This is a genomic window from Micrococcus sp. CS26 (assembly GCF_055522295.1).
The window spans coordinates 1-13,439 of record NZ_JBVFVY010000005.1; the positions used below are offsets into that span (position 1 = coordinate 1).

Genomic DNA, 13,439 nt, shown 5'->3' on the forward strand with positions numbered 1-13,439 from the left:
CCGGGCCCCTCGACGGGCGCCGTCGGTCAGGCGGACGGGCGGGTGATCTTGCGGGAGGCGAGGACCTCGTCCACGAGGCCGTACTCGAGGGCCTGCTCGGCCGAGAGGAACTTGTCCCGGTCGATGTCCTGCGAGACCTCCTCGGGCGTGCGGTTGGTGAGGGAGGCCAGCGTCTCCTCCATCCACACGCGCATCCGGTTGATCTCCTGGGCGTGGATCTCCAGGTCGGTGGCGGTGCCGCGGTCGCCCTGCATCGCCGGCTGGTGGATCAGCACGCGCGCGTTGGGCAGCGCCAGGCGCTTGCCGGGGGCGCCCGCGGCCAGCAGCACGGCCGCGGCGGAGGCGGCCTGGCCCAGGCACACGGTCTGCACCTCGGGGCGGATGAACTGCATGGTGTCGTAGATCGCCGTCATGGCCGTGAACGAGCCGCCCGGCGAGTTGATGTACAGGGTGATGTCACGCTCGGAGTCCATCGCCTCGAGCACGAGCAGCTGGGCCATCACGTCGTCGGCCGACGCGTCGTCCACCTGCGCGCCGAGGAAGACGATGCGGTCCTCGAAGAGCTTGGCGTAGGGGTCCTGGCGCTTGAAGCCGTAGGGCGTGCGCTCCTCGAACTGCGGGAGGATGTAGCGCGCGTCCGGCGTGGGCAGGGAGGGCATCCCGGTGGGGAGCCCGGCGGGGAACTGGGTCATTCTTGGTCTCCTGGAGAGGGTCGGGACGGTCCGGGCCGGGCTCAGCCCCGGACGCCGCCGCCGCCGGTCACGGACGCGGCACGGTCGGCGATGTGGTCGATGAAGCCGTACTCGAGGGCCTCCTGCGCGGTGAACCACTTGTCACGCGCGTTGTCCTCGAGGATGGTCTCCACGGACTGGCCGGTCTGCTCGGCGGTCAGCTCCGCCATCACCTGCTTCATGTGCAGGATCAGCTGGGCCTGGATGCGGATGTCCGACTCGGTGCCGCCGATGCCGCCGGAGGGCTGGTGCATCAGCACGCGGGCGTGGGGGGTCGCGTAGCGCTTGCCCTTGGTGCCGGAGGCGAGCAGGAACTGGCCCATGGACGCGGCGAGGCCGGTGGCCACCGTCACGACGTCGTTGGGGATGTACTGCATGGTGTCGTAGATCGCCATGCCCGCGGTGACGGAGCCGCCCGGGGAGTTGATGTACAGGTAGATGTCCTTCTCCGTGTCCTCGGCCGAGAGCAGGAGCAGCTGGGAGCAGATCGCGTTGGCGTTGTCGTCACGGACGTCCTCGCCCAGCCAGACGATGCGCGACTTCAGCAGCTGGGTGTAGAGGAAATCCTCGCGCTGCGCCGGGTCCACCGAACGCATGCTGGGGGTGATGTCGGTCATCACTTCCGCCTTCCTGTCGAGATGTCCACGGGCCTCCCGAACGGCGGCCGCTCGCGCGGACGGACGGGTCCCTGATCGAGTCCGACACTAGCCGGGCGTCCGGGCCAGCGCGCGGGACGCCGTCGGCGTTTCGCTGTTGGCGCAGGTTGTCGCGGCCCCCGCCCGGGGCCGCCCACCGGGACCCGGGTACGACGACGGCGCCCCCACCGGCGTGGGCGGGGGCGCCGTCGTCGTGGCTCGGCGGGGGTGCGTCCCCACCGGCCGGGATCAGGCCTGCTCGGCCGCCTCGTCGGCGCCCTCGGCCTCGGCGCCCTCGGCCTCAGCGTCGAGGGCCTCCTGGCCGCCCGGGGTCACGAACGCCGTCAGGTCCACGGCCTTGCCGTCGGTGTCGGTGACCTCGGCGTACTCGAGGACCTTGGCCAGGGCCTTGCGGCGGCGGACCTCGCCCATGATCATCGGGATCTGCCCGCCCTGGTCGAGCATCATGGCGAACTGGTTCGGGTCCATGCCGTACTCGGAGGAGGTGGCGATGATGTACTCGATCAGCTCACCCTGGTCGACCGTGACCTCCTCGGCCTCGGCGACCTCGTCCAGGATGACCTCGTTGGCGAACGCCTCGCGGGTGTTCTGCTCGAGCTCGGCACGGTGCTCGGCGGTGTCGTGGTCGTCGCCCGCGGTGTGGCCGCCGGCGGAGAAGTGCTGCTCGACCTGCTCGGCGATGACGCCGTCCGGCACCGGGACCTCGACGAGCTTGGCCAGCTCCTCGAGGACCTTGTCGCGGGCCTCGACGCCCTGGCGGTTCACGGCCTCCTCGGCGGCCTGCTTCTTCAGGTCCTCCTTGAGCTCGGCGATGGTGTCGAACTCGGAGGCCAGCTGGGCGAACTCGTCGTCGGCCTCGGGCAGCTCGCGCTCCTTGACGGCCGTCAGCTCCAGCTTGACCACGGCGGTCTCGCCGTCGTGCTCGCCGCCGTTGAGCGTGGTCTCGAAGGTGGCGTCCTCGCCGGCGGACAGGCCGTCGAGGGCCTCGTCGATGCCCTCGAGCATGGTGCCGGCGCCCACCTGGTAGGACAGGCCCTCGGCCTGGTCGACCTGCTCGCCGTCGACCGTGGCGGTCAGGTTCATCGTGACGAAGTCGTCCTGGGCGGCCGGGCGGTCCACATCCTTGAGGGAGCCGAAGCGCGAGCGCAGGGCGTCGAGGGCCTTCTGCTCGTCCTCCTCGGTGGCCTGGGCGGGCTCCACCGTCACCTTGAGGCCCTTGTAGTCGGGCAGCTCGATGGTCGGGCGCACGTCGAACTCGGCGGTGAAGGCCACCGGGCCCTCGGCGTTCTCCGCGTCCGGGGTGGCGGTCACGTCGACCTCGGGGCGGGAGATCGGCGTGACCTCGGCCTCGGCGATGGCGGCGGAGAACCAGGTGTTCAGGCCCTCGTTGACGGCCTGGTCCACGACGATCTCGCGGCCGAAGCGCTGCTCGATCAGGCGCGCCGGGATCTTGCCCTTGCGGAAGCCCGGGATCTGGACCTGGTTGGCGATGTCCTTGAACGCCTTGTCCAGGGCGGGCTTCACCTCCTCGAACGGCACCTCGACGGTCAGCTTGACGCGGGTCGGGCTGAGGTTCTCTGCGGTGGACTTGACCACGGATGACTCCTGTTGGTGGTGGTGGATGGTCTTGACGTCGAGTCGGGGTGACAGGATTTGAACCTGCGGCCTCACGCTCCCAAAGCGCGCGCTCTACCAAGCTGAGCTACACCCCGCCGTCGTCCCCGACGCCGGCGGGCTCACGCGGTGGAGGCTCGCCGGGCACCCGAGGGACTGCCCGAGGGCAGACTGTGGAATCCTAGCGCGCCGTCTCGCGACCCGCGAAAAGCCGCGACCGCCGGCCCGTGAAGCCGTCCATCGTGGCGTTGACCCCGAGGACGTCCATCGCGCGGTCGAAGACGGGCGCCGGCAGGGCGCGCAGGGGCGCGATCAGGCCGACGGCGTGCGGCAGCAGCAGGCGGGTGCGGCCGGCCTCGACGGCGTCCAGCACCTCCTGCGCCACGTGGTGCGGATCCAGCACGGGCAGCAGCCAGGGCACCCGGCTGCGCACGCCCGCGAACATCCCGGTGTCGATGTAGAAGGGGCAGACGGCCAAGGAGGTGACGCGGCTGCCGTCCTTGCGCAGCTCCGCGGCGAGGGACTCGGCGAACCCGACCGCGGCGTGCTTGGTGGCGGAATAGTCCGTCTGGCGTGCGACGCCGACCAATCCCGCGGCCGAGGCCACCGTGACCACGGCCCCGCGGTCCCGGGCCCGCATTCCGGGCAGGACCGCCCGGGTCAGCCAGTACGGCGCGAGCGCGTTCACCTCGAAGGTGCGGCGGATGCCCTCCTCCGTGGCGTCCTCGAGGCGCGCTCCCGTCACGACGCCCGCGTTGTTCACGGCGACGTCCACCTCTCCGGCGCGGGCGGCGGCGGCCTCGACGGCGGCCGCATCCGTCACGTCCACGCGCTCGGCCCGGGCGTCCGCGCCCTGAGACCGGATCTCGGCGGCGACGGCCTCAGCCCCCTGCAGGTCGAGGTCCCAGACGACGACGCGGTCCGCACCGCGGCGGGCGGCCCCCAGGGCGATCAGTCGACCGATGCCGGACGCGCCGCCCGTCACGAGGACGGTGGTGCCGCGCAGGGACAGGGGACGACGGCCGGCGAGGGCGGACGCGGCCCTGCGGAGGGCGGGACGAAAGCCGTGCATCATGCCTCTTCCCCCACGGCCGACGCGGGCCCGCCGTGATACAGTGTCAGCCGCTGGTCCGCGCCGAGCGCGGCCCCGCGGGGATGTAGCTCAATGGTAGAGCCCCAGTCTTCCAAACTGGCTACGCGGGTTCGATTCCCGTCATCCCCTCCGGACCTCATGAGCCGGGCCGTCGTGTGCACACGATGGCCCGGCTCATGACGTTCCCGGGTGCGTCGTCGTCCGCGCCGGTTCATTGACCGCTGTGCCCGGTCGGGCCTACTACAGGCCTCTCAGCTCTGACAGGTGAGGCAGCGGTAGAGCTTCCGGGCCGCCATCTCCTCCACCACGATCGTCTCGCGCCCGCACACGAGGCACGCCAGGCCCTGCCGCTGGTACACGTAGTTCGCGTGCTCGGGCCACGCGGCCTCGGCGGGCACCCCGGGCCGGTGCTCCGGCCGGGTGGTGACGATCCGCCCGAGCCGCACGCCCTCCCGCATCAGCGCGGCGTTGTCCGCCCAGAGGAATGCCAGGTCCGGTGCAGAGACCTCCCGGGCCGGCCGCCACGGGTCGATGCCGGCGCGGAACAGCGCCTCGGCCCGGAAGATGTTGCCGATCCCGCTGACGGCCCCCTGGTCCATCAGCACGACACCGATCGGCCGTCGTGTCCGCCGTGCGAGGTCGTAGAACGGCGCGGGATCGTCGTCGTTGAGCGGATCCGGGCCGAGACCGGCGACGACATCGGCAGCCTCGGCCCGGGTGAGTGCGCGGCACCGGCTCGCGCCGATCAGGTCGGCCCAGCCGTGCTCGGCGCGCAGTCGCAGCCGGACCGTGGAGGCCGGCGGCGGGGGCTGGACCCAGCCGTCGGCGTCGCGGTCGGGCTCGGCGGCCGGGGCGCCGTCGTCGTGGACCTCCCGCTCGCCGATCCGGCGGGGTGCGCCGATCGAGGACGCGGCCGCGAAGTCCTGATCCCCGCCGAAGGTCCACGCCCCGTACATGCCCAGGTGCACGTGGAGCACGTGGCCGCCGGAGACGTCGGCGAAGAAGTGCTTGCCGTGGGCCCGGGCGCGCTTCAGGACCTGGCCGTCGAGCAGGGCGGCCCCCTCGGCGAAGCGGCCCTGCGGACTCGTGGCGCGGATCCGGCGTCCGCCGAAGACGTCGGTGAACTGGCGCGCGAGACGGTGGACGGAGTGGCCCTCAGGCACTCACATCAGCACCTCTCCGGTGGTCTCGTAGTGCGCGATCTTCGCGATGCGGCGCACGTGGCGCTCGTCCTGGGAGAACGGTTCGGTCAGGAAGGCCTCGATGAGCTCGGTGGCCTCCTCGAGCGAGTGCTGCCGACCGCCGACGGCCACGACGTTCGCGTCGTTGTGCGCGCGGGCCAGCCGCGCCGTGTCCAGGTTCCAGGCCAGGGCGGCTCGGACGCCGGCCACCTTGTTGGCGGCGATCTGCTCGCCGTTGCCGGAGCCGCCCAGCACGATGCCGAGCGAGTCCAGTCCCTGCTCGCGGTCGGCGACGACGGCGCGGGCGGCGTTGATGCAGAAGCCCGGGTAGTCGTCCTGCGCGTCGTACTCGGTGGGTCCGTGGTCCACCATCTCGTAGCCAGCGGCGGTGAGGTGCTCCACCAGGTGGGCGGACAGCTCCATGCCGGCGTGGTCGGTGGCGATGTGGACGCGCATGCGCAGACTCCTTAGGGGCGGTGGCTCGGGGTCCCCGCCAGTCTAGTGAGGGGCGGGGCATCCAGAGGCCGACGACGACGTCCGGGCCAGGTGGCACACTGGGGAGCACCGTGCCGTGGCCCCCATCACAGGTCCCGGCCGTGCCGCATCCGCCCGACCCCAGGAGGAGTCCGACCGTGACCACCGCCGCCGCCATGAACATCACCCGCGAAGAGGCCGCCGCGCGCGCGGCCGCCCTCACCGTGGACGCGTACGAGGTGAGCCTGGACCTCACCCGCGGAGCGGAGCACTTCCGCACGGCCACCACCGTGACGTTCGCGGCCACGCAGGACGCGGTGGGCACCCACACGTGGATCGACTTCGTGGCGGAGCAGGCTCCCACGGTGACCCTCAACGGCGAGGCCCTGGACGTGGCGGACTTCGACGGCGCCCGACTGCGGATCGGCCCGCTGGCGGCGCAGAACACCCTCGTGGTCGACGGGCTCGGGGACTACAGCAACACCGGCGAGGGCCTGCACCGGTTCGTGGACCCCGTGGACCAGGAGGTCTACCTCTACACCCAGTTCGAGGTGCCGGACTCCCGCCGCATGTTCGCGGTGTTCGAGCAGCCCGACCTCAAGGCCGCGTTCCGCTTCACGGTGACCGCGCCGGCGCACTGGGCCGTGGTGTCCAACCAGCCGGAGGCCTCCCGCCGCACCCTCGGCGTCGTGGCGAACGAGGAGAACCCGCAGGGGGTGGACGCCGCGGTCTGGGAGTTCAAGCCCACCCCGCGCATCCCCTCCTACATCACCGCGCTCGTCGCCGGCCCGTACGCCTCCGTGCACTCGGAGCTGACCAGCGCCGACGGCCGCACGATCCCCCTCGGCGTCTACTGCCGCGCGTCGCTGGTGGAGCACCTGGATGCGGAGAACGTCTTCGAGCTCACCCGCCAGGGATTCGAGTTCTTCGAGGCCCAGTACGGCCACGCCTACCCGTTCGAGAAGTACGACCAGCTGTTCGTGCCCGAGTTCAACGCCGGCGCGATGGAGAACGCCGGTTGTGTGACCTTCCTCGAGTCGTACGTCTTCCGCGGGACCGTGCCGGAGGCGCTGATCGAGCGCCGCGCCATCACGATCCTCCACGAGCTCGCCCACATGTGGTTCGGCGACCTGGTCACCATGCGCTGGTGGAACGACCTGTGGCTCAACGAGTCGTTCGCCGAGTTCATGTCCACGCTCGCCGCCGCTGAGAACACGCAGTACACCGGCGCCTGGACCACCTTCTCCTCCATGGAGAAGAACTGGGCCTACCGCCAGGACCAGCTCTCCTCCACGCACCCCATCAAGGCCCGGATCCGCGACCTCGACGACGTGCTCGTCAACTTCGACGGCATCACCTACGCCAAGGGCGCCTCGGTGCTCCGCCAGCTCGTGGCCTGGGTGGGCCAGGAGAACTTCATGGTCGGCGTCCGCGCGTACATCGCCAAGCACGCGTGGCAGAACACGGAGCTGCCGGACCTCATGACCGAGCTCGAGGCCGCGTCCGGCCGCGACCTGTCCGAATGGACCCGCGTGTGGCTCGAGACCTCGGGCGTGAACACGCTGCGCACCGAGGTGGAGACGGATGAGGCCGGCACCATCACCGCGCTGCGTCTGCGCCAGAGCGCCCCGGACGGCTCACCGTCGGCGCCCGGCGACGACGTGCTCCGCCCCCACCGTCTGGCCGTGGGCTTCTACGACGTGGACGAGGCCACCGGCCGCCTGATCCGCACCGAGCGCTTCGAGCTCGACGTGGCCGGGGAGGTGACCGAGGTCGTCGAGGCCGCCGCCCGCCGTCGTCCCGCCGTGATCCTGCCCAACGACGACGACCTGGCCTACGCCAAGCTGCGCCTCGACGACGCCTCGTGGGAGGCCGCGTCCACCCGTCTGAAGGATGTGGACGGCTCCCTGGCGCGCACGCTGCTGTGGGGGGCGGCCTGGGACACCGTGCGCGACGGCGAGGCCTCCGCCGCCTGGTTCGTCGACCTCGTCCTCGCCAACGTCGGCCACGAGCGGGACTCCTCCGTGGTGCAGACGCTGCTGCGCCAGCTCGCGACGGCGATCGGCCTGTACCTGCCCGAGGACCAGGCCGAGGCCGTGCGGGTCGCGGCGGCCGACCGTCTGTGGGGCCTCGTCGCGGAGGCCGAGGACGGCTCGGACAACCAGCTGCAGTTCGTCAAGGCGTTCGCCCTGCACGCGCGCACCACGGCGCAGCTGGACCGCCTGTCCGCCCTCGTCGACGGCACCCGCACCGTGCCCGGGCTGGACCTCACCACGGACCTGCGCTGGGAGCTGCTCACCGCGCTGGTGGCGGCCGGCCGCGCCGGGGAGGCCGAGATCGCCGAGGCCGAGCGCGCCGACGCGACCGCCACGGGCGCGCTCGCCGCGATCCAGGCCCGGGCCGCCGTGCCGACGGCCGAGGCGAAGCGCGCGGTCTGGGACCGGGTGATGGCCGGCGAACTGTCCAACACGGAGCAGCGCCAGGCCCTGATCGGGTTCGCCCGGGTCCATGACGCCGCGCTGATCGCGCCCTTCGCGGACGCCTACTTCGAGGGCGTCGAGGCGATGTGGGACTCCCGTTCTCACGAGATGGCCGAGACCGCCGCGACGCTGGGCTACCCGACCGCCCAGGTCACCCCGGAGATCGCCGACCGCGCCACCGCCCTGTCCGAGCGGCTGGCCGACACCCGCGCGGGGCTGTCCCGCGTCCTCGCCGAGGGCCGGGACGAGACGATCCGCGCCCTGGCCGCGCGCGAGCACGCGACGGCGCACGTGCATCAGGTCCACGCCGGGGCCTGAACCGGGCGGGGGCTGGTGGGCATTCCACGGAAGATGCCCTCCAGCACCGCCCCCGCCGCCGTCGAGGCGCGGGCTGGCTAGGCTGGAACCCATGAAGCACACCTTCTCCCTGCGCACCGAGTGGACGGGCGACCGCGGCTCGGGCACCTCCGGCGTCCGCGACTACGACCGCTCCGTGGTGATCCAGGACGCCGCCGTCGGCGAGATCCAGGCCTCGGCCGCCCGCCCCTTCCGCGGCGACGACTCGAAGTGGAACCCGGAGACCCTCCTGCTCGGCGCGCTCGCCGAGTGCCACGTGCTCTCGTACCTCCATGTCGCGGCGACCTCCGGGGTCGTGGTCACGGGGATGACGTGCGGGGTCGAGGGCGAGCTCGAGGTGGACGGCGACGGCGCCGGGCGGTTCACCGCGATCACGCTGCGGCCCGAGGTCACGCTGCAGGACGAGGCCGACCGGGAGCGGGCCGAGGCCCTCCACGCCGAGGCGCACCGGCTGTGCTTCATCGCGAACTCGCTCTCGGCCCCGGTCGCCGTCGAGCCGGTCCGCCCCGAGGCCCTGCCCACCGGCACGCCGACGCTGCCGGACCACTCCGCGCGCCTGGGCGCCCCCCTGGCGGTGCTGCGGCCACGTGTCGCCAAGGGCCCGTCCCGTGTGACGGGCCAGGCGGAGCGTCCCACCGAGGTCGAGCCGGTGATGCAGGAGGGCACCCCCGCCCCGGTGGACCAGGTGCGCGCCCGCGACGCCGCGGCGGGCCCCGCCGGCGCGACCCCGGGAACCCCGGCCACGCCCGGTCAGGCCACCAGCTTCTACGACGCCGTCGGCGGCCGCCCGACCTTCGACCGGCTGACCGCCGAGTTCTACGCCCGCGTGCGCGAGGACGAGATCCTCGCCCCGATGTACCCCCAGGACGACTTCGAGGGGGCCCAGCGCCGGCTGCTGATGTTCCTGGAGCAGTACTGGGGCGGACCGCGGACGTACTCCGAGGAGCGCGGCCACCCTCGCCTGCGCATGCGTCACGCCCCGTACCGGATCGACCCGGCCGCGCGCGACGCGTGGCTGCGGCACATGCGCGCCGCCGTCGACACGCTGGAGCTGTCACCGCTGCACGAGGCCGAACTCTGGGACTACCTGGAGCGGGCCGCCCACTCCCTGCAGAACTCGGCCTGACCGGCCCGCGGTCCGCGCCCCGACAGGGGGGCGCGGGCTCACACCGCCATGGCGGGGCGGCCCAGCACGAAGCCGCCGGGGGTGTCCAGGCGCGTCCACGGCCCCGCCGTGCTGAGCCGGGCGCGGCCGCCGGGCCGCAGGAAGCCCAGCGCGTGCGCGCCGAAGGCCATGCCGGCCGGGAACTGCAGCGCCTCGCCCCCGAGCAGGGGTCCCCACATCTGCGCCCGGATCTTGCGGACCAGCGCCTCCCCCGGGTTCTCGGGCAGGGCGTCCCGCACGGCGTCGGCGCCGCGCGTGGCCACCTCGGCCAGCTCCTCGTCGGCGACCTCGGCCACGGGCGTCCAGCCGCCGCGGGGCGGGGTCAGCGCGGTCCAGGTGACGTGCTCGCGGCCCGGCGGCACGGCGAACGCCAGGTCGACGGGGTCCTGGCCGCGCATCCGGGCGGTGCGCTCGGTGACGGAGCCCAGGGCGACGACGGCGTCCAGCTCCGCCACGCCGTCGGCGGTCGCCAGGGGCACGGTGCGCAGCCCCAGGACGACGGGCACCCCGTCTCCGAGCCCGGCCGGCTGCAGCACGGAGACCCACTGGGCGAGCATCGGGGTGCGGGAGCGCCCCGCCTCAGGCACGACGTGCAAACGCATGCCCGTGTCGGCGACGCGCCGGGCGCGGCTGGCCAGCTGCTCGAGGTCCCGCACAGCGCGGTCGTCGACGAAGCGGAGGACGGGGGCGGCGGCGGGGTGCTCGGTCATGCAAGCATTGTCCCAGGTCCGTCGCGTCCCGGGCCGCCCCGCCGTCGTGGGGTCCATCCATGTCGAAGGAGAGCCGTTCGTGCCGCAGCGCCATCCCCGTCCCCGCCCCGGTCACGCCCCGGTCCGCCCGGCCTCGGCCCCGAAGGACCCCACCGAAACGCTGCGCGGGATCCTGGAGCTGACGCCGGCCGCGCCGGACCCGGTGACGGGTCAGGTCCGCTTCACGGGCACGACCCCCCGGCAGACGCACGGCCGGGTGTTCGGCGGCCAGGTGCTCGCCCAGGCGCTGGCGGCCGCCTCCCGCACGGTGCCGGCCGCCCGTTCCGCCCACTCGCTCCACGGCTACTTCATCCGCCCCGGGGACGCGCTGCAGCCCATCACGTTCACCGTCGAGACGCTGCGGGACGGCCGCTCCTTCTCCGTCCGCCGGGTGCTGGCCTCACAGAACGAGAAGGCCATCCTCGCCCTGACCTGCTCCTTCCAGGAGCCCGCCGGCAGCGCGCTGGACCACCAGGTGGCCATGCCGGAGGGAGTGCCCCGGCCCGAGGACCTGCCCACGACGGCGGACGTGCTGGGCGGCATCAACCACCCCGTGGCCCAGGAGTGGGCCTGGTCCCGACCGTTCGACATCCGCCACGTCACCCCGGCCATCTATGTGGACCCGGCCGCGGAGACCGAGAACCGCAACATGGTGTGGATGAAGACCTTCACGCCCCTGGCGGACGACCCCGCGCTGCACCTGGCGGCGCTCACCTACGCCTCGGACTACACGCTCCTCGAGCCGATCCTGCGGCAGCACGGCGTGGCCTGGATCCAGCCCGGCATGTCCGCGGCCTCCCTCGACCACGCGATGTGGTTCCACCGGCCCGCCCGCGTCGACCAGTGGCTGCTCTACGTCCAAGACTCCCCCAGCGCCCAGGGCGCGCGCGGCCTCGGCACGGGCGCCGTGTTCACCGAGGACGGGACGCTCGTGGCCACGGTCGCCCAGGAGGGCATGGTCCGCCTGCCCGAGGGGGCCGCCGCCCGGCGGGCGCGGGTTCGTGGCGCGGCCCAGCGCATGGCCATGCGGACGGTGCTGCGCCGCAGCTGGCGGCGCTGACCCGGCGGTTCCACGGGGGTGAGGCTGCCGATCGGGCCCTGCCACGGGTGAGGCGGCTCGACGTCCGCGCCGCGCGCGGGCCGTTCATGGCGGCCGATGTGCACTCGTCCCGGCACGACGACGACGGCCCGTCGCGATCACGTGATCGCGGCGGGCCGTCGTCGGCGCGGCGCCCGGGGGCGCGTCGGTTCAGTCGCGCGTGAGCTTGCGGTGCGTCACGCGGTGCGGGCGGGCGGCCTCGGGGCCGAGCCGATCGACCTTGTTGGCCTCGTAGGACTCGAAGTTGCCCTCGTACCAGTACCAGTTGGCCGGGTCCTCCGCGGTGCCCTCGTAGGCCAGCATGTGGGTGGCCACGCGGTCCAGGAACCAGCGGTCGTGGGAGACGACCACCGCGCAGCCCGGGAACTCGAGCAGCGCGTTCTCGAGGGAGGTCAGGGTCTCCACGTCGAGGTCGTTGGTGGGCTCGTCGAGGAGCAGCAGGTTGCCGCCCTCCTTGAGGGTCAGGGCCAGGTTCAGGCGGTTGCGCTCACCGCCGGAGAGCACGCCGGCCTTCTTCTGCTGGTCCGGGCCCTTGAATCCGAACGCGGACACGTAGGCGCGCGAGGGCATCTCGACGTTGCCGACCTTGATGTAGTCCAGGCCGTCCGAGACGACCTCCCACAGCGACTTCTCGGGGTCGATGTTGGAGCGGGACTGATCCACGTACGAGATCTTCACGGTCTCGCCGATCTTCAGCTCGCCGCCGTCCAGGGGCTCGAGGCTGACGATGGTCTTGAACAGGGTGGTCTTGCCGACGCCGTTCGGGCCGATCACGCCGACGATGCCGTTGCGGGGCAGGGAGAAGGACAGGCCGTCGATGAGGACGCGGTCCCCGAAGCCCTTCTTCAGGTCCTTGGCCTCGATCACGACGGTGCCCAGGCGCGGGCCCGGCGGGATCTGGATCTCTTCGAAGTCCAGCTTGCGGGTCTTCTCGGCCTCGGCCGCCATCTCCTCGTAGCGGGCCAGGCGGGCCTTGGACTTCGCCTGACGGCCCTTCGTGTTGGAGCGGACCCAGTCGAGCTCCTCGGCCAGGCGCTTGGCGAGCTTGGCGTCCTTCTTGCCCTGCACCTCGAGGCGGGCGCGCTTGGTCTCCAGGTAGGTGGAATAGTTGCCCTCGTACGGGTAGAGGCGGCCGCGGTCGACCTCCGCGATCCACTCCGCGACGTGGTCGAGGAAGTACCGGTCGTGGGTGACGGCGATGACGGCGCCCGGGTAGGAGGCCAGGTGCTGCTCGAGCCACAGCACGGACTCGGCGTCCAGGTGGTTGGTGGGCTCGTCGAGCAGGAGCAGGTCGGGCTTCTCCAGCAGCAGCTTGCACAGTGCGACGCGCCGCTTCTCGCCGCCGGAGAGGTTCGTGACCGGCTCGTCGGCCGGAGGCGTGCGCAGGGCGTCCATCGCCTGCTCGAGCTGGGAGTCGATGTCCCACGCGTCCGCGGCGTCGATGGCGGACTGCAGTTCGCCCATCTCCTCCATGAGGGCGTCGAAGTCCGCGTCCGGGTTCGCCATCTCCTCGGAGATCTGGTTGTAGCGCTGGATCTTGCCGTAGATCTCGCCGACGCCCTCCTGGACGTTCTCGAGCACGGTCTTGGACTCGTCCAGCTTGGGCTCCTGCATCAGGATGCCCACCGAGTAGCCGGGAGAGAGCCGCGCCTCGCCGTTCGAGGGCTCGTCCAGCCCGGCCATGATCTTCAGGATCGTCGACTTGCCGGCGCCGTTGGGGCCGACCATGCCGATCTTCGCCCCGGGGTAGAACGACATGGTGACGTCGTCCAGGATCAGTTTGTCGCCCACCTTCTTGCGGGCCTTGACCATCGTGTAGATGAATTCCGCCATGCGGCCC

The 13,439-nt window shown here is 72.4% G+C and carries 11 protein-coding genes, 2 tRNA genes and 1 pseudogene; 5 read left to right on the forward strand and 9 right to left on the reverse strand.

Annotation, left to right across the window (positions count from 1 at the left end; translation table 11 throughout):
* Positions 1-26 precede the first annotated feature (26 nt).
* The 5 genes from ACZ1IK_RS03540 to ACZ1IK_RS03560 all read right to left on the reverse strand — a co-directional run bounded on the left by ACZ1IK_RS03540 (position 27) and on the right by ACZ1IK_RS03560 (position 4,076).
* Positions 27-692, reverse strand: a complete 666-nt coding sequence (locus ACZ1IK_RS03540) for an ATP-dependent Clp protease proteolytic subunit (RefSeq protein ID WP_002855988.1) — start codon at positions 690-692, stop codon at positions 27-29.
* 41 nt (positions 693-733) lie between these two features.
* Positions 734-1,348 carry a ClpP family protease gene (locus ACZ1IK_RS03545; protein ID WP_152743804.1) on the reverse strand — a complete coding sequence of 205 codons (615 nt, stop codon included), beginning with the start codon at positions 1,346-1,348 and terminating at the stop codon, positions 734-736.
* Between the two features lie 267 nt (positions 1,349-1,615).
* The gene (gene tig / locus ACZ1IK_RS03550; protein ID WP_129866861.1) at positions 1,616-2,983 is read right to left on the reverse strand and encodes a trigger factor; all 1,368 of its coding nucleotides are present in this window, start codon (positions 2,981-2,983) and stop codon (positions 1,616-1,618) included.
* Positions 2,984-3,025: 42 nt separating this feature from the next.
* A tRNA-Pro gene (locus tag ACZ1IK_RS03555) sits at positions 3,026-3,099 on the reverse strand.
* 83 nt (positions 3,100-3,182) lie between these two features.
* Positions 3,183-4,076, reverse strand: coding sequence for an SDR family oxidoreductase (locus ACZ1IK_RS03560; protein WP_095346840.1), 894 nt, complete (start codon positions 4,074-4,076; stop codon positions 3,183-3,185).
* Between the two features lie 76 nt (positions 4,077-4,152).
* Here ACZ1IK_RS03560 and ACZ1IK_RS03565 point away from each other — a divergent pair.
* Positions 4,153-4,223: transfer RNA gene (locus ACZ1IK_RS03565), tRNA-Gly, on the forward strand.
* A 122-nt stretch (positions 4,224-4,345) separates the two neighbouring features.
* Here ACZ1IK_RS03565 and ACZ1IK_RS03570 read toward each other — a convergent pair.
* Positions 4,346-5,257: an Fpg/Nei family DNA glycosylase gene (locus ACZ1IK_RS03570; RefSeq protein ID WP_256836573.1), complete on the reverse strand. Its 912-nt coding sequence runs from the start codon at positions 5,255-5,257 to the stop codon at positions 4,346-4,348.
* Positions 5,258-5,731: a ribose-5-phosphate isomerase gene (locus ACZ1IK_RS03575; RefSeq protein WP_465098329.1), complete on the reverse strand. Its 474-nt coding sequence runs from the start codon at positions 5,729-5,731 to the stop codon at positions 5,258-5,260.
* Between the two features lie 194 nt (positions 5,732-5,925).
* Between ACZ1IK_RS03575 and pepN the strand changes: the two genes are divergently transcribed.
* The 3 genes and pseudogenes from pepN (at position 5,926) to ACZ1IK_RS03590 (ending at position 9,712) form a co-directional block, all read left to right on the forward strand.
* The gene (gene pepN / locus ACZ1IK_RS03580) at positions 5,926-8,547 is read left to right on the forward strand and encodes an aminopeptidase N (RefSeq protein ID WP_406017887.1); all 2,622 of its coding nucleotides are present in this window, start codon (positions 5,926-5,928) and stop codon (positions 8,545-8,547) included.
* Between the two features lie 91 nt (positions 8,548-8,638).
* Positions 8,639-9,070: pseudogene (locus ACZ1IK_RS03585) on the forward strand (OsmC family protein); the annotation flags it as partial.
* 168 nt (positions 9,071-9,238) lie between these two features.
* Positions 9,239-9,712, forward strand: coding sequence for a globin (locus ACZ1IK_RS03590; protein ID WP_218832459.1), 474 nt, complete (start codon positions 9,239-9,241; stop codon positions 9,710-9,712).
* 38 nt (positions 9,713-9,750) lie between these two features.
* Here ACZ1IK_RS03590 and ACZ1IK_RS03595 read toward each other — a convergent pair whose 3' ends face one another.
* Entirely contained in the window at positions 9,751-10,461 is a 711-nt protein-coding gene (locus ACZ1IK_RS03595; protein ID WP_465098330.1) for a DUF8185 domain-containing protein, read from the reverse strand.
* A gap of 79 nt (positions 10,462-10,540) precedes the next feature.
* On the opposite strand from ACZ1IK_RS03595, the gene ACZ1IK_RS03600 reads away from it, so the two are divergent.
* Positions 10,541-11,560, forward strand: coding sequence for an acyl-CoA thioesterase (locus ACZ1IK_RS03600; protein WP_465098353.1), 1,020 nt, complete (start codon positions 10,541-10,543; stop codon positions 11,558-11,560).
* A gap of 189 nt (positions 11,561-11,749) precedes the next feature.
* Here ACZ1IK_RS03600 and ettA read toward each other — a convergent pair whose 3' ends face one another.
* Complete coding sequence (gene ettA, locus ACZ1IK_RS03605; RefSeq protein ID WP_465098331.1) at positions 11,750-13,432, reverse strand: energy-dependent translational throttle protein EttA; 1,683 nt, start codon at positions 13,430-13,432, stop codon at positions 11,750-11,752.
* Positions 13,433-13,439: the final 7 nt, after the last annotated feature.

Excerpts from the sequence above, each read along its gene's own strand:
- ACZ1IK_RS03560 (WP_095346840.1), bottom strand. The coding sequence starts at position 4,076 with ATGATGCACGGCTTTCGTCCCGCCCTCCGCAGGGCCGCGTCCGCCCTC.
- ACZ1IK_RS03540 (WP_002855988.1), bottom strand. The coding sequence starts at position 692 with ATGACCCAGTTCCCCGCCGGGCTCCCCACCGGGATGCCCTCCCTGCCC.
- ACZ1IK_RS03575 (WP_465098329.1), bottom strand. The coding sequence starts at position 5,731 with ATGCGCGTCCACATCGCCACCGACCACGCCGGCATGGAGCTGTCCGCC.
- ACZ1IK_RS03595 (WP_465098330.1), bottom strand. The coding sequence starts at position 10,461 with ATGACCGAGCACCCCGCCGCCGCCCCCGTCCTCCGCTTCGTCGACGAC.
- pepN (WP_406017887.1), top strand. The coding sequence starts at position 5,926 with ATGAACATCACCCGCGAAGAGGCCGCCGCGCGCGCGGCCGCCCTCACC.
- ettA (WP_465098331.1), bottom strand. The coding sequence starts at position 13,432 with ATGGCGGAATTCATCTACACGATGGTCAAGGCCCGCAAGAAGGTGGGC.
- ACZ1IK_RS03545 (WP_152743804.1), bottom strand. The coding sequence starts at position 1,348 with ATGACCGACATCACCCCCAGCATGCGTTCGGTGGACCCGGCGCAGCGC.
- ACZ1IK_RS03590 (WP_218832459.1), top strand. The coding sequence starts at position 9,239 with ATGCAGGAGGGCACCCCCGCCCCGGTGGACCAGGTGCGCGCCCGCGAC.